Origin of the sequence: Arthrobacter sp. CG_A4, assembly GCF_035985125.1 — a bacterium.
In the GTDB taxonomy this organism is placed as follows: Bacteria; Actinomycetota; Actinomycetes; order Actinomycetales; family Micrococcaceae; genus Arthrobacter.
The window spans coordinates 29,314-51,205 of sequence record NZ_JAXCID010000015.1 but is presented as its reverse complement, the minus strand read 5'-3'; the positions used below and the strand labels follow the sequence as shown (position 1 = coordinate 51,205).

Sequence of the window (21,892 nt, the reverse complement as noted above, 5' to 3'; positions counted from 1 at the left end):
CGATTCAGCAGCAGAGGCCGGGATTGCGGTGAGGGTGTACATCCATCCGCTAGTCAAAGTAATCATTTTCCCAACCTCCTTTTCTGTTCTGCCGCAGCTCCGGATAACTGACCGGGCGGCGCGCGCCGTGACCCCGGCAAATCGCTCTGGGGCCAGAAATAAAAATACACTATGAATGCAGCGTTTGACTACCACATTCATAAACTTTCTTAAAGTTTTTTCTAAACCGTATTTACAGGCCCCAGCGGACCACTGCCGGCGTCTTCTTGTCCCAGCCCAGCGTGCAGACTTTCGCGGTCCCCAGGACGAAGTGCCGGCCCTCGTGGGCATCAAGCCCGAGCCAGCGGGCGGTCAGGATCCTGGAGAAGTGTCCGTGCGCCACAATCAGCACATTGTCCAGCCCGGATTCCAGCACGCGGGCCACGATCTTGTCCGCCCGCGCAGCCACGTCGTCGAGGGACTCGCCGTTGGGCACGCCGTGGGTCCAGATCAGGTAGTCCGGGTTGTCTTTGCGGATGAGGTCCGAGCTGATCCCCTCATACTCGCCGTAGTCCCACTCCACCGCCAGGGGTTCCGCTTCGGCGTCGGGATACCCGGCGAGTTCCGCCGTCCTCCGCGCCCGCCGCAGGGGCGAGGTCAGCACCAGATCGAAGTCGACGGCGTCGAGCACCGTCCGGGCCTCAACGGACTGCTGCTCGCCCTCCACTGTCAGCGGAAGGTCGGTGAGCCCGGTGTACTGACCGCTCTTTGACCATTCGGTTTCGCCGTGCCGCAGGATCCACAGCTGCGGACGGGGGCCGTTGGACGGTGCAATCACTTAGGACTCCTCGGTGGTGGACGGTTCGAGAGTGGATTCCGGCTGGGCGGCCCACCATTCGCGCAGCTTGGACTCGGCCACGTCGGGATCCAGCGGGCCGTACTCCATACGTTCTTCCAGCAGGAACTTGTAGGCGCGGCCGACAACAGGGCCGGGCTTGAGCCCCAGCAGCGCCATGATCCGGCCGCCGTCCAGATCCGGGCGGACCGCCTCGAGGGATTCCTGCTCGCGCAGTGCCGCGATCCTTGCCTCCAGGTCGTCGTACGCGAAAGAGAGCCGCTCGGCCTTGCGCTGGTTGCGTGTGGTCACATCCGAACGGGTCAGCCGGTGCAGCCGGTCCAGGAGCGGTCCCGCGTCGGTGACATACCGGCGGACTGCGGAATCGCTCCAGCCCGCATCGCCGTAGCCGTAGAAGCGCATGTGCAGCTCCACCAGCTGGGCCACGGCCTTGATCGTCTCGTTGTCGAAGCGCAGTGCCTTCATCCGCTTCGTCGTCAGCTTGGCACCCACCATGTCGTGGTGCCGGAAGCTCACCGCGCCGCCTGGCTCGAAGCGGCGGGTCGCGGGCTTGCCGACGTCGTGCATCAGGGCGGCGAACCGCAGCACGAAGTCCGGGCCGGGCACGGGGCCGTCCGCGTCACTCTCTAGGGCGGCGGCCTGCTCGAGAACCTGGAGCGAGTGCTGGTAGACGTCCTTGTGCCGGTGGTGCTCGTCCGATTCCAGGCGCAACGCGGACACCTCGGGCAGCACGAACTCGGCCAGCCCGGTCTCCACGAGCAAGTCAATCCCCGCGCGGGGATGGGTGGCGCAAATGAGCTTGACCAGTTCCTCGCGCACCCGTTCCGCGGAGATCATGGTGATCCGTTCGGCCATCCGGGTCATGGCCGCACGGACGTCCTGGTTCACCTCCACGCCGAGCTGGGCGGCGAAACGGGCGGCGCGCATCATGCGCAGCGGGTCGTCGGAGAAGGACGCCTCGGGAGCCCCTGGAGTGGCAAGGACGGAGGCGTGCAGGTCACGGACGCCGCCGAACGGGTCCACGAGCTCCAGTGCTGGCAGGCGCAACGCCATGGCGTTGATGGTGAAGTCCCGCCGCTGCAGGTCCTCCGTCAGTGAGTGCCCGAACGCGACCACCGGTTTTCGCGAGTTCGGGTCGTAGGCTTCCGCGCGGTAGGTGGTGATTTCGATCTGAAGACCTGCCTTGCGCATCCCGATGGTGCCGAAAGCGCGCCCGATCTCCCAGTAGTTGTCCGCCCACTTCCTGATCAGCGCGACGGTCTGGTCAGGGGTGGCGTCGGTGGTGAAATCCAGGTCGGGGGATACCCGGCCCAGGAAGAGGTCACGCACCGGCCCGCCCACCAGCGAGAGCTCATGGCCGGCGCCGACGAACCGCCGTCCGAGCTCCAGAACCACCGGGTCCACCTGGAATTCGACAGTGTGCGGGTCAGTCTTGTGATGTGCGTGCGCCATAGTTTCTTAAGCTTGTCAGAAAAGAGCGCCAGCACCACACCGGATCCTTCCCGGCGGCCCGCCGTAGGTGCCGGGCGCGGCGGCGGCGGACACAATCGACTTTCCCTGCCGTCCACTTTCCTGTCATGTTCAGGTCATCAAGTGAGGACAAGTGTCGTTAGAGTGGACATCATGGCCCATCCCGTACCGAGCGCTCCCGGCAGGAGGACAAACGCACCGTTGCCATCGGCAATCGGCGGCAATGTCGCGCCCGTGCAGCACCTGGGCCAGGCCTCCCTTCCCACCGTCGAGGAAGTCTCCGCCGGCGGCGTCGTTGTGGACACGTCCGACGCCGAACTGCGGGTTGCGATTATCGCCCGCCTTAACCGCGGCGGACGACTGGAATGGTGCCTGCCGAAGGGCCATCCGGAAGGCCAGGAAAGCAACGAGGAAGCCGCCGTGCGTGAAATCGCAGAGGAAACCGGCATCGAAGGCAAGATCCTCGCGCCGCTGGGAAGCATTGACTATTGGTTCACCGTCAGCGGCCACCGCGTCCACAAGACCGTCCACCATTACCTGCTGCAGGCCACGGGAGGGGCCCTGACCATTGAAAACGATCCCGATCAGGAAGCCGTGGACGTGGCCTGGGTTCCCATCCAGGAGTTGGCCCGCAAGCTCTCTTTCCCGAACGAACGCCGCATCGCGGATCTCGCCAGGGAAGTGCTCCCCGAAATCCGCTGACGGACGGGAAAGCGGCCGCAATCGGGCGCGGATAGCACCTTGTGCCATGCCCGGGTGAGACGATGAAGAGGATGTCATCTGCCAAACCCACCCCAGCGCACTCCGGCCCCGCCGATTCCACAGCAGTCCAGTCCGGAGAGGCCCGTTCCAGCGCCATCATGGCAGCGGGAACGCTGGTCTCGCGCTTCCTCGGTTTCGGCAAGACCTGGATGCTGGGCGCTGCCCTTGGCCTCGGCTCCACCGTCACTGACACGTTCATCAACGCGAACAACCTGCCGAACCTGATTTTCCTGCTGGTGGCCGGAGGCGTCTTCAATGCCGTCCTGGTGCCCCAGATCATCAAGGCCAGCAAGGCGCCGGACAAGGGAGCGGACTACATCAGCCGGCTGCTGACGCTGGCCGTGCTGGTCCTGCTCGCCCTCACCCTGCTGGTGACGCTGCTGGCACCCTGGGTCATAGAACTGACCACGCAGGGTTACTCCCCGCAGCAGAAATCGCTGGCCGTGTCCTTTGCGTTCTGGTGCCTGCCGCAAATCTTTTTCTACGGTCTCTACGCCCTGTTGACCCAGGTCCTGAACGCCCACGGGGCCTTCGGACCGGCGATGTGGGCCCCGATCCTGAACAACGTCGTCGCGATCGCCGGGCTGGGCATGTTCATCGGCATCATGGGCGCCAACCTGACCAATCCCCACACCCTCGATAACTGGGGTTCCACCCAGACTTTTCTCGTGGCCGGCTTCTCCACCATTGGCGTGATTTCGCAGACCGCCATCCTGCTGATCCCGGTGTTCCGGCTGCGGCTTGGCCTGCGGCCGCGCTTCGGCTGGCGCGGCGTCGGTCTGGGACAGGCTGCCAGGCTGAGCGTGTGGACGCTGGCCACCGCCGCCGTCGGGCAGCTCGCCTTCCTGTACGTCATGCGCATCGCCACGATTCCCGGGGCCGAGCGTCTCCGGCTCGAGCGGGCGGGCGATCCGGCCGCGGACACGCTGCCGGGCAACGCCGTGCTGGAGGTGGCAAGCCAGCTCTATCTGCTGCCGCACTCCATCATTGCGCTGTCGCTGGCCACCGTGCTGTTCAACCGGATGACCCGGGCCTCGCAGGACGGGGACCGGAACGCGCTGCGCGACGCCCTCTCGCACGGACTGCGGACCATGGCGGTGGCCACGGTCTTCGGCGCACTGGCGCTGTTCGCGCTGGCCGGACCGCTGGGCATGTTCTTCTCCGGCGGTGCGCGGCAGGACGGTGCCATGCTCGCCCAGACGCTGACGCTCCTGGCACTCAGTACCCCCTTCATGAGCGCCAACTTCATGATGTCCCGGGTGTTCTACGCCAACGAGGATGCGCGGACGCCGTTCTTCATCCAGCTGGTGCTGGCCCTGGTCAATGTTGTGGCCGCTTTCCTGATCCAGTTCCTGCCGTACGACCAGATCATCTTCGCCATCGCAGCCCTGTACACCGGCGGCAACATCCTGTCCGTGATCGTCAGCGCGTTCTTCCTGCGCCGGCTCCTGGGCCATCTGGACGGTCCGCGGATCGCCATCTCATACATCCGGATGGGCTACGCGGCCCTGGGCTCGGCCCTCGCCGGGGCGGTGGGCCTGTGGTTGCTGGGCAGCTACAGCCCGGAAGGGTTCGCCTGGAGCAGCCGACCGGCCGCGCTGGTAACGATCGTCGTCGTCGGGCCGGTCATGCTGGCCGTCTACCTCGTGCTGCTGAAACTCTTCCGGGTCACTGAACTCCGGGATCTGCTGCAGCCGCTGCTGGGAAGGCTCCGCCGTCCGGCAGCCCCTCCCGGCGCCGGGAACAGTCCGGATGTCACCGTTGCGGCACGTACGACGCCGGAACGCGCCACTGTTTCGGTGGACACCGGCCTGATCCCCAGAATTTCGGGCGAATTCGACGCTGCCTCCTTCCGTGCCGGTCCAGACCTGGCAGATCAGGATGACCGGGCCGGACGGACCGGGCCGGACGGCGGCTACCTGCCCGCTGAGGACGTGCCCAGCACGGCTCAGGGCGGCCTGGGGCGCGGCGACGTTCCATTGCCGGGGCGCCGGACCTATCAGGGCCCGGCGGGGCACAATCCGCATTTCCCGTTCGGCCGGAAGAAGAAAAAATAGCGTACGCCGGTAGTGCAGCCCCGTGCTCCCGCGGCCGGGACACCGCATCGGCTACGATCGAATACTAACAAGGGGAGTTGCAGACCAGCGGTCAACCGGCTTTACCGGGGGACCGTGGGTCAGTGATGAAGTGGTCAGCTCGGCAGCCCCGGACAGTCTAGGAGGAACCCGTGTCCCACCCGATCGATGTCGGATCAGTGCTAGGTGGCCGTTACAAGGTCACTGCCACCGTACTGACCTCGCATGACCAGGATCTGGTGCTGGACGGTGTGGACCAGGTACTGAACCGTGCTGTCAGCATCCTTGTGGCCGGCCCGGGCAACGCCGATCAAGTGGCGCACAGCGCCCGCGAGGTGGCCACGGGCGAGCGTCCCGGGAGCGTGCAAATCCTCGATCTTGGTGTAAGCGATTCCACGACCTACCTGATTACCAACCATGCCTCGGCGGCTGATCTGCTGGACCTTGTGGTCTCCGCCAACCCGCCCTATGTGGAGCCGTTCTTCACGGACACCCTGGGCAGCGAGATCTTCGGGCAGGCGCGTTCCAGGGAACCGGAAACCTACGACGGTATCTACGACGACGAGGAAGTCGACGCCGGGTTCATCAACTACGGACAGAACCCGTCGTCTGCGGCGCCGGAGAAGCCAGCCGCGCCGGTGTCCCCGTCCCGCGTCACCGCTCGTCCGGCTGCGTCCCCGTCCGACGCGGCAGGTGCTGGTCCTGGAGCGCCCGCTGCGGCAGGCGCCACAGGTCTGGCGGCCGGAGCTGCTGCGGCCGGCGGTTCCAGATCTCCGGAGACCGCACCGCAGGAGACTGCCTCGCATGTAACGGCACCCCAGCCGGTCCAGGCCGGTGTCGCTAACGGTGCCGCTGCGGGCCGCGGCTCCAGTTCGACGCCGCCGGCTCCGGCGGAGACGCCCAAGGTGTCCCTCTGGTCCGGCGATGACTACGACTCTGCCGGTTCAGAGGATCCGCGTACTTCTAGCCAAGGGCAGGAGTATCCGGCCGCAGCAGGCCCGGGTGTGGCCTCCCCGGACCGGACTCCGGGATTCTTCCCGGCCTCGGCCCGGAAGAACGAGTCTGCGGCCGGCGACGATTACTACGAACAGGAGGAGGAGCCGCCGCGCGAACCCCGCTCCATGCGCTGGCTCGTGGGCGGCCTGCTGGCCGCCGTCCTGGTGGTGGGGCTGATCCTTGCCGTGACCAATCTGGGCAGCCTCTTCAAGACCAACCCCCAGTCCACAGCAGGCGGCAGCACGTCCACCAGTACTCCCGGCCCGACGTCGGCGGAACCAACCGGAACTGCCAGCTCGGCACCCCCCGCAGGCCCGCCCGCGATCGAAGGCGTCACGCGCCTGGGTAACTTCGACTTCGCGGGGACGTACGACGGCGACCTGGTCAAGACGTTTGACGGAAACGGCGCCAGCTACTGGTCGGACATGGAATTCGCCACCGACAACTGGGGCGGCCTCGCCCCCGAGGTTCCGCTGGTCATTAAGCTCAAGAGCCCCTCAAAGGTCTCCTCGGTCACACTGAGCCAGCTGGGTGCGTCCGGCGGAGGCATCAGCGTGTTCACCAATGACCGTCCCTCCCTCGACGGAGCCAAGCAGGCAGGCAGCAACAGCTTCACGTCCCCGGATCTGACCATGCCCCTGCAGGAACCCGTCACGGCGCAGTACGTGATCGTCTCCATCAAGACCCTCCCCAAGCTGACGGCACCGAAGACGCGCTTCGGGTTTGGCCTTCGGCTGGCGGAGATCAAGATCCAGTAGCACGCCTGGTGCCCGGCTCCAGCGGAATATTCAGCACCAAGTACCAGTTGTGCCATGTGGCCGGCCACCCGCGCGGGCGCATCGACAAAGGAAGAGGTTCACCGTTCAGTGAGCAACGCAGAAAACACCGCGTCCGATGTACGTGATGTCATCATCGTCGGCTCAGGCCCGGCGGGCTACACCGCTGCGGTATACACGGCGCGTGCCAACCTGAAGCCGCTGCTCCTGGCGGGCTCGGTTACCGCCGGCGGCGAGCTGATGAACACCACCGACGTCGAGAACTACCCGGGATTCCCCGATGGCATTATGGGCCCGGATCTGATGGAGAACTTCGAGAAGCAGGCTGCCCGATTCGGCACTGACATCCAGTTCGAGGACGTCACCGAACTGGATCTCGACGGCGACGTCAAGACGGTCACCATCGCGACGGGGGAGGTTTTCAAGGCCAGGTCCATCATTCTTTCCACGGGCTCGGCCTACCGTGAACTTGGTCTCCCCAATGAAAAGCGGCTCTCGGGCCACGGCGTCAGCTGGTGTGCAACCTGCGACGGTTTCTTTTTCAAGGACCAGGACATCGCCGTCATCGGCGGCGGCGACTCCGCGATGGAAGAGGCACTGTTCCTCACCAAATTCGCGAAGTCCGTCACCGTGGTGCACCGCAGGGACACCCTGCGTGCCTCCAAGATCATGGCGGACCGCGCCCAGGCCCACGAGAAGATCACCTTCATCTGGAACACCGGTGTCGAGGACATCATCGGCCAGGACAAGGTCACCGGGCTGCGGTTGACGAACCTCCTGGACGGGACCGGATCCGAGCTGGCCGTCACCGGTGTTTTCGTGGCGATCGGCAACGATCCCCGCACGGATCTCGTCAAGGGCAAGCTGGCGCTGACCCCCGAGGGCACCATCGCCGTCGAGGGCCGCACTTCCAGGACCACCGTCAAGGGTGTCTTTGCCGCCGGCGACGTCATAGACCCGACGTACCGCCAGGCCATCACGGCCTCGGGGTCAGGCTGTGTGGCCGCACTTGACGTCGAGCACTACCTCGCAGACTTCCACGCCTAGACGGCGCGCAGCAACCAACTGAAGAGAGACAAGGTTATGAGCAACGCAAAAGACGTAACAGACGCCAGTTTCAGCAGCGACGTACTGGCATCCGAGAAGCCGGTCATCGTGGACTTCTGGGCCGAATGGTGTGGCCCGTGCCGCAAGCTCGGACCAATCCTCGACGAAATTTCAGTCGAGTACAGCGACAAGGTGAACGTCGTCAAGGTGAACGTGGACGACAACCCGGCCATCGCCGCTGAGTATGGGATCACCTCCATCCCGGCCGTCTATCTGTTCCAGGGTGGCGAGGTGAAGGCGACCGTCATCGGCGCCCGCCCGAAGCAGTATTTCGAGAAGGAATTCGCGGACGTCCTGTCCTAATTCCAACCGGGCTGTGCCCCGCACAGACCACACAAGTGGCCCCACTTCCCGGAAGTGGGGCCACTCTTGTGTGGGATCCCACGTTCCTGGCTCCCGGAAAAATGCCACCAGCGGGCATTGTCCTTGGTTCGTCGGGGGTTCAGGCAGCGCCAGGACGTAGTAGCGCCGGGGACATGGGGGGGACATGCCCATCCTTCGCACCCGGGACTGGGCACAAAGACACTATGCCCACCCGCTGCCCCCGCCGCGGGGCATGTCTCTTGGGGCGGTGTTCAGTCCAGCGAGACATGCCCATTTTTCGCACCGGAAATTGGGCACAATGACACTATGCCCACCTGCCGGCCCCGGCGCGGGGCATGTCCCGTCCAGCGGGGCATGTCCGGTGGGTACGCCGCGTCCGGCGGGTATTTTCGTTGACTTGGCCGGACGCAGGTGCTTGTTGGCGGCGCTCCTTCCAGGTTACCTGCCGCCACACCTCTTATCGGCCCGGAAAAAGCCCGGATTCCCGCAGGTTTGTGGTGCCGGGCGCCGAAGTAACTGGGCAGGAACGTCGCGGCCCGTCGTGTTGGGCAGGTCCGGTCAGGCGTTGGATGGGTCCGGCGGCGTGGAATCTGGACCTTTACGCGCCGCCGGGAACATGCCCATTCTTCGCACCCGGAACTGGGCATAATGACACTATGTCCGTCCGCTGCCCCCGGCGCGGGGCATGTCCCTTTGGGTCGGTGTCCTGTCCAGGGGGTCATGTCCATCCCTCGCGCCCGGGACTGGGCACAACGGATCTGTGTTCATCCGCACACCTCGGCGCGGGGCATGTCCCTGAGCAGTGCCCTCCCAGCCCCCGGGCCAAGACGCCGACGAACCAACGAAAACGCCGACTAACGGTTTCCCGGGTCCGGAGGTTTGCTTCTACTGGCAGTGAGACTTGTTTGGTTTCTGAACCTTTTGGGGGTTGATTGCTCTGCAATTAATTCACTGGCGACCCTCACATATCCCCGGCGGACCGGTGAGTGCCGGCATCTTCGCGAGGTCGTGGTGAGTACGTCCCGTGAGCCGGACGTCGCGTTTCACGAGAGAAGATGTCGTAAGGCCTCGCACCAGTCGTTGCGGCACGCGCCATTTAGAAGTCGCAGCAGACTGCTAGCGATCACCATCTACATGGTGGTGCTTCCGGAAGTGCCTATGTTTCACGTGAAACATCCTGGGACTCGGAGCTGGTGGAACCATCCGAGTCGCTTGGTGATTTTGCGAGGTAATACGTCTTAATCGAATATTCATGCACGACCACCCGGCCATCGTCTGGTCTGCAATTGCCTTCAGTCGCCGAGTCGATACAAAGGCCACGACCTGCCGCAGTCTGGCAGGGCAGCGCAACCCTTGGTCCTAGCGCCACTACGACGCAATCCAACATCGCGGCCTTCTATGGCGCGATGGTGCCCCAACCCATTCCTTCAGAAGTGCGACTGGTCAGACATTGCGGGTCGCTACGCCGTCGCGTGCCTATCAGAAGAGGCCAAGGATCACTCCGCGCATTGGAGGGAATCAACCGATTGGTTTTCCAAGAGCGGCAATCCAAGTCAATCTGTCTGCTCCCACTATTTGGGCGCGTGTGGGGCCCATCTTGCAGCGTCATTTGCAACCATGACTGTTGCCCTTGAGGATCGAAGCCTGAAGACCGCTCATCCGCGATCGGCGATGCAATGGTGTCATTAGATCGGAGGCGAATGTTTCACGTGAAACGTCCGCCCAGTGCTTAAAGCCCATTCGGGCCGGGCTCCGAGTATGTTTCACGTGAAACACGGAGGTCAACGGTAGTTCGCGCCACCTGGATCGGCCGTTCCCTGCACGCCCGCAATCCTCACCGAATTCCGGGCAGGTCGAAAAGTTGCCTGCAAACAACCGAGCGTTCAACGCTTCCGCAGGGCCGGCCAGGCGACTGCCGTCCGATCATCTGAGTCTTGCATCGAAGCCCGTGACGACTAGAGAACCGGGACTCTTCACCTCCGGCCTCGATCCGAGTTTGTGAAGTCACGACCAAGAACCAAACCGCAGGCACGGGAGGGGCATCAGAGCTGTTTTGGTGACCGCGACATCTGGGCGACACCGGCTCTAGCCTGTGTTGCGAGGAGTACTCTGCGGCCGCCCCAGGGAGCGGCATCCAAGCGGAGCCCCTGTACAAGATGCGCCCTCACCGCCTTCCATGCCCCTGGCGCCCCCCCCCCCCCCCCACGTACACGGCGGGGAAGGACGGGACAGGAGGGAGCGAGGAAAAGCAGAGCACGTCGAGGGAACGGCGGGGCAAGGCGAGGCAGCGAGATAGAAACCGGGTTCGCCAATTCGCAAGACTCCAAATTTCCGGCGCCCCGTCGCGCGGGCTACATATTTCACTGCGAAGCTACGACGTGGCGCTCCCCGGAACTAGGGCGCCACAAGTTTGGTCGGAATCACAGAGTGCAGGGCAAGGCAGTCGATTGACAAGCAAAGCGATGGTCTGGAGGCCGGCAAATGTGCATGGCACACCTCCACCCCTGGCCGCTCACGAGACAAACCGAAGTGCCCGGCAGAACCAGCCATACTCACACACCCCACTCCAGGAGGCGGTGGCAGCAGCCATCATGGCGGTCTGACGTCCTGTATGCGCCCCCACAGACTATAGTGGCCGTCTCCCGGAATTTCCGGGTATTCCAAATGTTCCGACTGTTCCGGGTCGGATTTCGATCTGGGGGGGGAGTGCCCCTATCTTCGCAACCCCGTTGATCCGGGAGCTTCGCCAGTAGCAGAGGACGGCGCCAGGTGAATAGGCTGGCCGGGCTGCTCCGCTTGCGTGTCGATGATATCCGGCCTTGACCCCCAATCCACCAGCGGCAGCCGGTCAGGCGACGCGCCAATTGACCCAACACGGCGCCGGGGGAGAATTGCGAGCAGCAGTAGACTGCAGAAGAATGAGGGGGAAGAGCAGACCAGCGCGGCATGGAGAAAAAAGTCAGAACTGCTTGCGCGGGTCCACGTGCCGGCTCCTGGCTGCGGCGCAGAATCATTGGACAGGCAGGAGAACCTGCTTCCCACAGCCTTTTCCACAGAGGTTATTCACACACTTATCCACAGGCGCCAGGTGACCCGCCACAGTCCGTGCATCCGGAGGCTGTCTGATCAAAATCGACCTTCGCCTCGTTCACGGGACCACCAAATCAAAGGCAGGCGTTGGAACGGCTTCAGCTGGAAAGTCCTTTGCGAACACCGCACCCAGGGCTGAGCGTCACCACTTGTTCGAATCAGACGGAAAATTAACCATCAGCGGGGGATTTTGTAAGCACAGGCGGGCGAACGAACATTGCCTGCCTCCTGGCGGCGGTATGTTTCACGTGAAACAGTGAAGAGTCGACCCACTGTGGCATCGGGGGTAGAGTCCCCATACGGACCATAGACCTCCTCCGCCGGCCCCAGGGTTCGGCCGGGGACCGGGGCTCATCCACAAAGTTATCCACAGCGATGTCCACCGGTAAGTCAGCCGAGACGGCCATCGAGCGAGAACATACCGAGGCCATCGGGACAACGCCACGGATGCATTGTCAAAAGCGCGTGTCCGCCAATAGACGAGCAATTCGGGGTCAGCCAAACCAGAAGGTATCCGAGTCCGGGTTTGCCAGGGCAAGGGACTGCCAGAGCCCGCGCGAATGATCCACGGCAGCGCCAATGTCGAGCTCTGGGCGGTGCAAATCGGCTGGGATGTGACAACCCCATTGGCGCAACCATGGGACGACACGGCAGCCTAGAAGCGCAATCAGAGCCTGCCATCAGCTCCACAGCCGAAGCCTCCGGGGCGGTCTCGACGACACCAGCAGAGTCCTGAACGGGAACGACCATCACTGCGGTCGCCATGTTGTGGGCGGGTGGACCGGCATCCGGATTTTGCAGCCGCCACGGCGGATCGGCTACCTGGAAAGTGATCTTGAGTCACTTCGTCGCACCTGCAGCACGCACTGAGTATCTGAGGAGTGAATGTGCTGCCATGCGTGAACTAGTGGGCACAATCCGTTGACCCCAAGCAGAGGTACGACTGCTACTATCGAAATCTGGTATCCGGTGCTTGCTCAACCTGACAATCGGCCCGTGGCTAACGGCCCCGGGCCTCGTCAGCATCCCGAGTTTGGGGGCTCGGAGCGGTAGACAGATAGATGACACCGGCAACGGCGGAGCCCAAAGCACCATCACGGGCTGGAGGCCGTCCTTCACGCCCGTACTCCGTCCCCACAGACCCGGCGCGGGGGACCACAAACCGCAGGCTGACCTAGTTTGAGGGTCCTCGGGTTGAAGCCTCTTCCGGGCAGATTCGAAGACCCCTGAGGCAGGACACCTTTGGAGGCCCTGCGGCCGCGACAGCGGCATACACAGTAGAGGTATTTTCTCTGGGTGGCATTTAGGTCGGGCTGGACCACCAAGCGTTGTCGGGCCACCGTAGGTCGCCTGGCGCTGCATTAGGGCGCTGACCCTCCTGAAGGTCCCGGCCCGGCAATGGAGCCCGTAGCGCGCGGCTGAAGGGGTTCTACAAGCTTCGCGGCTTCATAGCTCCGGAGATCCCTCAGCCGCATCTCAAACCCACAAATCACGGCAGTCTCCCTAAAGCAGCCACATCGAGCGGACCACTGATTGTTTCACGTGAAACGGTCGCGCTTCTCCGCGGCTGTCAGGACCAGTCGCCTTCCATAGGCGAACAAGGCTGATATTGATGGCTGAGACCGTGCTGTGGAGGTCTCGGGGTCTGCAACCAACAGAGCTCCGGTCCCTGGGGAGGGGCAGCGTCGTCCAGGGAAATACTTCCCACCAGTCCCATCGCAACACAACTTCGCGGTCCATCGTCCGCATTGGCCGTCCCCGGCCCGTCTCCACCGAGGCAATGTTGACGTGTCTCAAGACGTCAACCGCAGACAAGGGTCTACTAGGACGTCAGGGTCGCCGCCGGAATTGCTACCGAATTGGCCGAAACTCCCAAGTGGAACTCGCAAACGGGACTCCGAACTATCGATTGCACCCCGCTGATCTCGCCGGAGAAAAAAGCGTCAGTTGGAGAGCGACGCGGGAATTGCCGCCATATTACTAAGAACCGTGATTGGAAGACTACTCATGTTTCACGTGAAACATATTTCCCCGCTCTTTTCACGGCAAGCACCTCGAAAGCACAGCACCAAAGATGCTAAGAATAGGGGCCGGCTTCATAGGTCAAAGCATCCGCACACGCTCCCTCCGCAAGCGTCAAGGCGTCAAAATTTGACCAGCTGACCTGTCTAAGTCAACAATCCAGGTCCTTCCTTCCACCCGCTCCGCCCATACAAGGCCATTTCATCGCGTATGCTAGCCCGGATCCAGGCGCAGAGGCCAAGAAAGGGAGCATGGTTGCCCATGCCACGGCCCCGAGACCACCAATCCTATGAGACTTGCCGGCAGCATCCAGCAAATAACAATGGGGCCTGTTTCACGTGAAACAGACCCCACTGGGAACTACGGAATTCTGCTAGCCCGGAGCACCCGGTGTCAGGACATCCATAATGCGGTTCAGGTCTTCCACGCTGGCAAATTCAATGCTGACGCGTCCCTTTCGCGCACCCAACGATATTTTGACGTTGGTATCGAGACGATCGGAGAGAGACGATGCCAGGTAGTCCAGTCGTTCGTGCCGCGCCCCCGGGCGGGGAATGTTGTTCTTGTTCGGCGACGCAGGGCTCTGGTACAGCGTGACGGCCTCTTCGGTAGCACGCACCGACATACCTTCAGCAACAATCTTCTGCGCCAGGCGTTCCATCGCCGCTGCATCCGGGAGGGCCAGCAGCGCCCGGGCATGGCCGGCCGAGATCACACTTGCGGCCACCCGCCGCTGCACTAGAGGGGGTAGCTTGAGTAACCGAAGCGTGTTCGATACCTGGGGGCGGGAGCGCCCGATCCTGTCAGCCAGCTGCTCGTGCGTCGTTCCGAAGTCTTCGAGCAGCTGCTGGTAAGCGGCGGCTTCTTCGAGCGGATTCAGCTGGCTGCGGTGCAGATTCTCCAGCAGAGCGTCCCGCAGTAGATCATCATCGGTGGTGTCACGAATAATTGCGGGAATCGTCTCAAGGCCTGCGGCCTGCACTGCCCGCCACCGGCGTTCGCCCATAACGAGTTCGTACGGTTCCCCACCTACTTCGGTAGATGTTCGGACCACAATTGGCTGGAGGACGCCAATTTCCCGCACCGAGTGAACAAGCTCCGCCATATCGTCCTCATCGAAGACAGAACGCGGCTGCTTCCGGTTCGGGTGGATATCAGTCACCGGGAGCTCGGCAAAGCGGACGCCCGGCACCTCAACCAACTGAACGCCGTCGTCCGCGGCCCTGGATCCCGCTTTACCGGGGATCGCGGTGGCAGCGGACTCATCCTTGGCATCACTCATGTCAGCCGCAGTCCTGGCCGCGGGAGCCTTGTGGGCCGGGGACTTCTTGACCCCGGCAGTCGAGCCGGCCTTGTTCGCCGTGGTGCCCGCTTCGGGGCCAGCGCCGGACTTGACTCGTGACGGCTGCGCCGTTGCTGTGTCGACATCCGGCGTGCCGGTGACTGAATCGTCAAGTACCGGCATGTCCGCGGCGGCGGTACGCTTCCTCGCCTCGGGAAAGAAAAGGTCAACAGGACGCGACGGCGCTGAGCCGTTTCCCGAAGCAGAGGCGGAACTTGGAATGAGTGCCCCAAGTCCACGGCCGAGGCCACGTCGCTTGTCGCTCATGGATAAATCCCTCCATTGGAAGAGCCGCGGGTCACAGGGCTCTAGCTAGTGCACTTCTTGAAAGAGAGTCTAACGCTCCGCGATTTCCGCTGCGGCTTCCAGATAGGACAGGGCCCCGCTGGAAGAAGGATCATACGTCATCACGGTTTGCTGGTAGCTGGGAGCCTCAGAGATGCGCACGGAACGCGGAACCACCGCACCCAGGACCTGCTCGGGGAAGTGCTCCCGAACCTCCGCTGCCACCTGGGCGGCGAGGTTGGTCCGGCCATCGTACATCGTCAGCAGGATCGTTGAAACAACCAAATCCGCGTTCAAATGCTTCTGGATCATCTCGATATTCTTCAGCAGCTGGCTCAGGCCCTCAAGCGCGTAATACTCGCACTGGATTGGAATGAGCACCTCGTCTGCGGCACAGAACGCATTGACCGTCAGCAGTCCCAGGCTTGGCGGACAGTCGATGAAGATATAGTCCAGCCGCTCGTCGCCGTTTTCGGCCCGGTCCTTGGCATAGACGTCAATCGCGCGACATAGACGCTGTTCGCGGGCTACAAGACTGACAAGCTCAATTTCTGCGCCGGCCAGGTGGATGGTGGCGGGGGCGCAAATCAGATTGTCGATGTCCGGACATGGCGCCACAACGTCCCGCAATGGAAAGTCGTTGATCAGAACGTCGTAGATGCTGTCAACGTCGGCGTGGTGTTCAATTCCCAGCGCCGTAGAGGCATTCCCTTGCGGATCAATATCGATGACCAGCACGTTGAGGCCCGCTGCGGCCAGAGCAGCTGCGATGTTGACGGTGGTGGTCGTCTTGCCCACACCACCCTTTTGATTGGAGACCGTGAAGATTCTGGTCTTCCCGGGCTTCGGAAGTTCACGGCCCAGGAGGCGTTCACGGCGCTTGTTCTCGCGGGTGAGTTCCCGGGCAATCGGACTGGAGTCGTCCAAGGAGTCCAGTGCACCGGCGCCGGTCGCCGAGGTTGTTTCACGTGAAACACTCGCCCTGCCGGTGCTCTTAACAACCGAAACAGTGCGATTTCCGGAATGGTTGAGGGTGGTTGAGGGTGCAACAAAGGCCCGAGCGGATCCCAGGGACAGAAACGGGGGAATCCGCTGTGTGGAGGCTTCGCTGCTGGTCACTGTGACACACTCACTCTCATTCGGCGTTTACTGCCGCTTACTAGCCTAACCTCTTAGCCTTCGGGCCCTAGGGTGCCGGGCTCTCGTTAGGTAATTTTTTGAGGCTTATTCACAACTATTCGGACAACGGTTGTGGGTTCGTCCAGGAGGCCCTCGCCCACCAGCACAACAGAGGTCTCTTTGCCGCCTAGCTTCCGGATCACCTTGGCTGCTTTTTCGATTTCTTCACCGGCGCTGCGGCCTTTGATAGCAATTACCAGACCTTTGCCGGCCAGCAGCGGGATAGTCAGGCCCGCGAGATTGGACAGCGCCGACACGGCCCGCGCCGTAACAACGTCTGCCTCCACCATCCCCACGGCCAGTTCAGCGCGGGTGCGCATGACAATCACATTTTCCAGGCCGAGATCATCCACAACTTCCTGAAGCCAGATGACGCGCCGCTCGAGGGGTTCAATCAGGGTAAGTTCCAGGTCCGGGCGGGCAATCGCGAGGCAGAGGCCCGGCAGTCCGGCACCGCTGCCGACGTCGGCCACATGGCTGCCGGGGGGAATCTGGCTCTCGATGACGGCACAGTTCAGCACATGGCGGCTCCACAGCCTGGGAACTTCACGGGGCCCGATCAGGCCACGCCCGGTGCCGGACGTGGCCAGGTGTTCCACATAGCGTTCGGCGAGGTCCAGCCGGCCGCCGAAGATCCGTTGGGCTGCCTGCAGTTCAGCTGCCGTAATTTCAACCATCAAAGTTATCCGGCGGCGTCAGTCTGCGGAAACGACGATGTGACGGTCGGCGCCTTCGCCCTGGGACTCACTGATGAGTCCCAGATCGGCGACGGCGTCGTGCACTATCTTCCGCTCATAGGCGCTCATCGGGGCAAGGGCAACGGCGTCACCGGCATCTTTAACCGACGCGACGGCGTCTTCCGCTATCTTCTGCAGCTCACCGGCGCGCTCGGAGCGGTAACCGTTGATATCCAGCACGAGCCGGGAGCGGCTTTCCGTCGCGGAGAGCACGGCCAGCCGGGTCAGTTCCTGCAGGGCTTCGATGACTTCGCCGTCCTTGCCCACCAGGTGGTCAAGGCCATCCGATTTTTCCTCGGCAACGATAGAAATGTAGGTGCGCCCGTTGCGGACCTCGATGTCAATGTCGCCGTCGATATCGGCGATGTCCAGCAATTCCTCAAGGTAATCCGCGGCGACATCCCCCTCTTCTTCCAGGCGGCTGGCGGAGACACCCTTGACCGGATTGCCGTCGTCGTCCAGAGCGGATTCCTGGTCGGCAGGCGTGGCTGCGACCGGTGTCCCGTCGTCGATGACCTCGGCGGAAACTGTCTGTTCGGTGCTCTCGGCGGACATTATTTCCTCTTCCTGTTCTTACGTTGTGGCTGGACGCGCTGGCTCTTGGCCACCAGGGCCGCAGCGGCAGCCACCTCGGCGGCGGCGGCGTCCGCCTTCTGCGCACCTGTCAAGGGCAGGGCAGGCAGGCCCTTGGCGGCGCGGCGCTCGGCGAGGGCCTTGGCAGCGGGAGATCCCGGGGTCGGCATCCGGCGGATCACAAAGAACTGCTGCGCCATGGTCCAGAGGTTGGTGGTGGTCCAGTAGATAAGGACACCGATGGGGAAGTTGATACCACCCACACCGAAGACGACCGGCAGGATGTAGAGCATCATTTTCTGCTGCCGCATGAACGGGCTGGCCATGGCCTCTTCAGACATGTTCTTGGCCATGATCTGCTTCTGCGTGATGAATTGCGAGGCCGTCATGGCCAGGATCATCAAGATGGAGAGGACGACAACCGCCACATTGGTTGCTCCGCCATGCAACAGGGCGGCAGACAGCGGGGCACCAAAGATGCTCGACTGATCGAACTGCACCACCTGATCGTGACTCATTGCCCCGATACCCAGGCCCTTGTTGGCAGCCGACGTAATGCCCGACAGCACAGTGAAGAGGGCAAAGAAGAATGGCATCTGGATCAGCATGGGCAGGCAGGCCGAGAACGGGTTGGTGCCGTGCTTCTTGTACATCCCCATCTGTTCCTGCGCCATGGCCTGGCGGGACAGCTGGTCAGTCTTGCCTTTGTACTTGTCCTGCAACTTCTTCAGGTCCGGCTGCAGCAGCTGCATGCCACGCTGGGCCTTGATCTGTTTGACGAACACGGGAATCAGGGCGGCGCGGATCACCAGCACCAGCCCGATGATGGACAGCGTCCAGGTCCAACCATTGTCGGACGGCATGCCGATGGCACTCAGGCCATCGTGGAAGACCACCATGATGGCAGACACAAGCCACTTGAACGGAAACATGATTGTTTCAAAGAAGTCCATACGATATCCCTATTCGTCAGGCCGCATTACGGCCTTCTCCATCAGACCGAGCAGCCAGATACTTGTCCGGGTTGTTCAGCACAACAATTGTGGGGGTGCGGTCCTCGGCCCATTGGCGATCACCGGCGGGGACATGGTCCACTCCACCGGCATTCCAGGGATGGCAGCGCAGCAAGCGCCTGACCGCCAGCCAGCTTCCCTTCACGGCGCCGTGCACCGTGATTGCCTCGAGGGCATAGGCCGAGCAGCTGGGGAAGAAGCGGCAGACCTGCCCGTACAGCGGGGAAATCACCTTGCGGTACGCCATCAGGAGCAGAATGAGGATATGGCGGGGCAGATTCCAGATGGCCCCGCCCAGCCAGGCTGCTGCCGCTTTGAGGGCGGATGGCGGGGCAGCGACAACTTCAGGATCAGGGACGACGGCGGCTGCTGAGTTAAGCACGCGGTGTCCCTTCCTGTGTTGTCTCGTCTGTTGTCTCGTCCGAAACTGAAGAGCCGGCCTGTGCAAGGCGGCTGCCCAGCCGTTTTATCGTGGTTTCCAAGGCGGCATCGTAGTCCCAGAGCAGTTGGTCCCAGCCGGCACCCGCCGCGGCGGGCAAAGCACGAACCACAATCGCGAACCCGCTGCCGTATTTCTGCAACGACAGCGCACCGGCTTCTCTCAGTCTTCTCTTAACGAGATTCCGGACCACGGCGTTCCCAACACTCTTGGAAACAATGAATCCGATCCGGCTTGGTTCATCGGCAGCGAGAGCTGCTGCATATAACACTACGTTCCGGCGTCCATTGCGGACACCGGAACGTACAGTTCTTGAAAAATCAGTTGATGTCCGCAGACGGTTACGGGTGGCTAGCACCATTCAACTCGCACAGGGATGTACACCAACGAGTCAGTTGTTTAGGCCGACAGCTCGATGCGGCCCTTGCCACGACGGGCTGCCAGGATGGCACGGCCGGCACGGGTACGCATACGAAGGCGGAAGCCGTGCTTCTTGGCTCGACGGCGGTTATTCGGCTGAAAAGTCCGCTTGCTCACGTTAGTTACTCCAGTGGGATCAAAGGTGCGCCACCCGATCAAGGGGAAGAACTGGTCGACGCTAAGTTTTGGTTGTGCCGCTTCCCTCGACTCACAAGACGCGGACGTCGGGAGAGATTCAGATGAGGGCGAAAAGCTGACACTAAGGACCTCATAACGTTAGGGCTCTTGGCCCTCCCGAGTCAAACTGGGACACACTCCGCAGCCTTTTCCCAGCTGTGGCTAACTCCCGCCACGGCCTGTGGATGAAGTGGCTCACGTGCCCGATCTGGAACTACAACGGTGTGATTATCCACAGGACAGAACCCAGCTATCTTCTGGTCTTTTGATCCCCTAGAGTGTCCCAGTAGCCGATTATCCACGGACTGTGCATAACCCTGTGGATTAAACCGGGGCCAGCACACTGGTTCAGGACTTGTGGCTGCAGGTAATGCAGGCAAGCAAGTTTGAGGAACTGATTGATGACAGTAGACGAAGCCAACCAAGCCAACACTGTCGGAAGTTCCTGGCGTCGGGTCGTCAGCCTGATGGAGAACGACCACCGCGTAACACCACGGCAGCGCGGCTTCGTCATCCTGGCCCAGGCACAGGGCCTGATCGGATCTACACTCCTGGTGGCAGTCCCGAACGAGCTCACACGCGAGGTCCTGCAGACCCAGGTCAAAGAGGCTCTCGACGACGCCCTCCGGAACGTCTTCTCCGACGAAATCCGCTGCGCCATCGACGTCGACACCGATCTGGTGCCGCTGCACACCGACCCTGAGCCCGCCGTCGAACTTTCCCGCAGCGCCGATCCCACCGTGGAACTGAAGCCGCAGCCGATGCTGCCGAGCACCTCCCACGAATTCGGCCGCCTCAATCCGAAGTATGTCTTCGATACTTTCGTGATCGGTTCCTCCAACCGGTTTGCGCACGCGGCCGCCGTCGCCGTGGCCGAAGCGCCAGCGAAGGCCTATAACCCGCTGTTTATCTACGGTGACTCCGGGCTCGGCAAAACCCACTTGCTGCACGCGATCGGCCACTACGCCCGCCGGCTTTACAGCGGTATCCGTGTCCGCTACGTGAACTCCGAGGAATTCACCAACGACTTCATCAACTCCATCCGTGACGATGAGGGCACCAGTTTCAAGACGACCTACCGCAACGTCGACGTCCTGCTGATCGATGACATCCAGTTCCTGGCCGGCAAGGACCGCACGCTGGAGGAGTTCTTCCACACCTTTAACGCCCTGCACAACAACAACAAACAGGTGGTCATCACCTCCGACCAGCCGCCCAAGCTGCTCGCGGGCTTCGAGGACCGGATGAAGTCCCGCTTCGAGTGGGGCCTGCTGACGGACATCCAGCCGCCCGAACTGGAGACCCGGATCGCGATCCTCCGGAAAAAAGCCCTTAGCGAAGGCCTCTCCGCTCCGGACGATGCGCTGGAATACATCGCGTCGAAGATTTCCAGCAATATCCGCGAACTTGAGGGCGCCCTGATCCGCGTAACTGCCTTCGCCAGCCTGAACCGCCAGCCAGTGGACGTGGCCCTGGCCGAAATGGTACTCAAGGACCTCATCACGGACGACGGCGCCCAGGAGATCACCTCGGCGCAGATCCTTACCCAGACGGCCGACTACTTCAAGCTCAGCATGGAAGAGCTCTGCAGCAAGTCCCGGACCCGGACCCTGGTGACCGCACGTCAGATCGCCATGTACCTGTGCCGCGAGCTCACAGACATGTCGCTTCCCAAGATCGGGCAGGAACTCGGCGGCCGGGACCACACGACGGTCATCCATGCCGACCGCAAGATTCGTGAGCTGATGGCCGAGCGCCGGGTCATCTACAACCAGGTGACCGAGCTGACCAACCGGATCAAGCAGCAGCAACGCAATTCCTGAGCCGTCCGGCCGAGCAGTCCTAGCCTTATTAACAGGGTCCTGTGGACAACCCTGTGGATAGTTAAGGGGACAACCGCGCTTAATGGGCTTAAAACCCTTAAGCCGCCTGTGGATCAAAGTCGGGACAAAAAATGTTATCCCCATCCACACCCTGTTTAAAACCTGCTCCGCCCACACTCCATGAACAGGACTCAACCCCTGATCTGCACCGCGAAACAGGGTTATCCACAGTATCCACAGCAGTTATTAACACTACTAATCCCTAAGAAATGAAATTCCCTCAAATAACAACTTCGCTCCGTCCTCGCAGACCCGGACCGGGGACCCGCCCACACCACTCGGATGTAACCCCGGAGACAGCCGAGGATGGGAGAAACACTTCACTTACGGCTAAGCTGTCTGCAGTGTGTCCGTCCTGGACACCTTTTGTAGTTCCCAACGCCAGTT

Annotated in this window: 16 protein-coding genes; 6 read left to right on the top strand and 10 right to left on the bottom strand. The window is 62.3% G+C overall.

All coding sequences use genetic code 11. The annotated features are described in order from the left end of the window. Positions 1-232: 232 nt before the first annotated feature. Both RCH07_RS08485 and RCH07_RS08480 read right to left on the bottom strand, forming a co-directional pair. Positions 233-817, bottom strand: a complete 585-nt coding sequence (locus RCH07_RS08485; RefSeq protein WP_326967026.1) for a histidine phosphatase family protein — start codon at positions 815-817, stop codon at positions 233-235. Then, entirely contained in the window at positions 818-2,287 is a 1,470-nt protein-coding gene (locus RCH07_RS08480; RefSeq protein ID WP_326967025.1) for a CCA tRNA nucleotidyltransferase, read from the bottom strand. It lies immediately after the preceding gene. 219 nt (positions 2,288-2,506) lie between these two features. On the opposite strand from RCH07_RS08480, the gene RCH07_RS08475 reads away from it, so the two are divergent. The 5 genes from RCH07_RS08475 to trxA all read left to right on the top strand — a co-directional run bounded on the left by RCH07_RS08475 (position 2,507) and on the right by trxA (position 8,324). Then, positions 2,507-3,007: an NUDIX hydrolase gene (locus RCH07_RS08475; RefSeq protein WP_326967059.1), complete on the top strand. Its 501-nt coding sequence runs from the start codon at positions 2,507-2,509 to the stop codon at positions 3,005-3,007. Positions 3,008-3,078: 71 nt separating this feature from the next. Further along, entirely contained in the window at positions 3,079-5,124 is a 2,046-nt protein-coding gene (gene murJ / locus RCH07_RS08470) for a murein biosynthesis integral membrane protein MurJ (protein ID WP_442784795.1), read from the top strand. Positions 5,125-5,294: 170 nt separating this feature from the next. Continuing rightward, the gene (locus tag RCH07_RS08465) at positions 5,295-6,896 is read left to right on the top strand and encodes an ABC transporter substrate-binding protein (RefSeq protein WP_326967023.1); all 1,602 of its coding nucleotides are present in this window, start codon (positions 5,295-5,297) and stop codon (positions 6,894-6,896) included. A gap of 108 nt (positions 6,897-7,004) precedes the next feature. Beyond that, complete coding sequence (gene trxB / locus RCH07_RS08460) at positions 7,005-7,961, top strand: thioredoxin-disulfide reductase (protein WP_326967022.1); 957 nt, start codon at positions 7,005-7,007, stop codon at positions 7,959-7,961. A gap of 36 nt (positions 7,962-7,997) precedes the next feature. Continuing rightward, entirely contained in the window at positions 7,998-8,324 is a 327-nt protein-coding gene (trxA, locus tag RCH07_RS08455; RefSeq protein WP_326967021.1) for a thioredoxin, read from the top strand. 5,506 nt (positions 8,325-13,830) lie between these two features. Here trxA and RCH07_RS08450 read toward each other — a convergent pair. From RCH07_RS08450 to rpmH, 8 genes are all read right to left on the bottom strand, one after another. Further along, positions 13,831-15,066: a ParB/RepB/Spo0J family partition protein gene (locus RCH07_RS08450; RefSeq protein WP_326967020.1), complete on the bottom strand. Its 1,236-nt coding sequence runs from the start codon at positions 15,064-15,066 to the stop codon at positions 13,831-13,833. A gap of 69 nt (positions 15,067-15,135) precedes the next feature. Continuing rightward, positions 15,136-16,203 (bottom strand): ParA family protein, encoded by a 1,068-nt coding sequence (locus tag RCH07_RS08445; RefSeq protein WP_326967019.1) that lies wholly within the window; start codon positions 16,201-16,203, stop codon positions 15,136-15,138. 86 nt (positions 16,204-16,289) lie between these two features. Beyond that, the gene (rsmG, locus tag RCH07_RS08440) at positions 16,290-16,940 is read right to left on the bottom strand and encodes a 16S rRNA (guanine(527)-N(7))-methyltransferase RsmG (protein ID WP_326967018.1); all 651 of its coding nucleotides are present in this window, start codon (positions 16,938-16,940) and stop codon (positions 16,290-16,292) included. Between the two features lie 18 nt (positions 16,941-16,958). Continuing rightward, a complete protein-coding gene (locus RCH07_RS08435; RefSeq protein WP_326967017.1) occupies positions 16,959-17,555 on the bottom strand; it encodes a Jag family protein in 597 nt (198 codons plus the stop codon). Further along, a complete protein-coding gene (gene yidC / locus RCH07_RS08430) occupies positions 17,555-18,526 on the bottom strand; it encodes a membrane protein insertase YidC (RefSeq protein ID WP_326967016.1) in 972 nt (323 codons plus the stop codon). The genes RCH07_RS08435 and yidC overlap by 1 nt, the downstream gene beginning before the upstream one ends. Before the next feature lie 16 nt (positions 18,527-18,542). Further along, complete coding sequence (yidD, locus tag RCH07_RS08425) at positions 18,543-18,968, bottom strand: membrane protein insertion efficiency factor YidD (protein ID WP_442784794.1); 426 nt, start codon at positions 18,966-18,968, stop codon at positions 18,543-18,545. Beyond that, positions 18,961-19,386 carry a ribonuclease P protein component gene (gene rnpA, locus RCH07_RS08420; RefSeq protein WP_326967015.1) on the bottom strand — a complete coding sequence of 142 codons (426 nt, stop codon included), beginning with the start codon at positions 19,384-19,386 and terminating at the stop codon, positions 18,961-18,963. Before rnpA ends, yidD begins: the two co-directional genes overlap by 8 nt. Before the next feature lie 38 nt (positions 19,387-19,424). Then, positions 19,425-19,562 carry a 50S ribosomal protein L34 gene (rpmH, locus tag RCH07_RS08415; RefSeq protein ID WP_062008104.1) on the bottom strand — a complete coding sequence of 46 codons (138 nt, stop codon included), beginning with the start codon at positions 19,560-19,562 and terminating at the stop codon, positions 19,425-19,427. A gap of 461 nt (positions 19,563-20,023) precedes the next feature. Between rpmH and dnaA the strand changes: the two genes are divergently transcribed. Then, the gene (dnaA, locus tag RCH07_RS08410) at positions 20,024-21,445 is read left to right on the top strand and encodes a chromosomal replication initiator protein DnaA (protein ID WP_326967014.1); all 1,422 of its coding nucleotides are present in this window, start codon (positions 20,024-20,026) and stop codon (positions 21,443-21,445) included. Positions 21,446-21,892: the final 447 nt, after the last annotated feature.

Bases quoted from the DNA above. Each gene is read 5' to 3' on its own strand.
- RCH07_RS08480 (WP_326967025.1), bottom strand. From the start codon at position 2,287: ATGGCGCACGCACATCACAAGACTGACCCGCACACTGTCGAATTCCAG.
- murJ (WP_442784795.1), top strand. From the start codon at position 3,079: ATGTCATCTGCCAAACCCACCCCAGCGCACTCCGGCCCCGCCGATTCC.
- trxA (WP_326967021.1), top strand. From the start codon at position 7,998: ATGAGCAACGCAAAAGACGTAACAGACGCCAGTTTCAGCAGCGACGTA.
- RCH07_RS08450 (WP_326967020.1), bottom strand. From the start codon at position 15,066: ATGAGCGACAAGCGACGTGGCCTCGGCCGTGGACTTGGGGCACTCATT.
- rsmG (WP_326967018.1), bottom strand. From the start codon at position 16,940: ATGGTTGAAATTACGGCAGCTGAACTGCAGGCAGCCCAACGGATCTTC.
- RCH07_RS08435 (WP_326967017.1), bottom strand. From the start codon at position 17,555: ATGTCCGCCGAGAGCACCGAACAGACAGTTTCCGCCGAGGTCATCGAC.
- yidC (WP_326967016.1), bottom strand. From the start codon at position 18,526: ATGGACTTCTTTGAAACAATCATGTTTCCGTTCAAGTGGCTTGTGTCT.
- rnpA (WP_326967015.1), bottom strand. From the start codon at position 19,386: ATGGTGCTAGCCACCCGTAACCGTCTGCGGACATCAACTGATTTTTCA.
- dnaA (WP_326967014.1), top strand. From the start codon at position 20,024: ATGACAGTAGACGAAGCCAACCAAGCCAACACTGTCGGAAGTTCCTGG.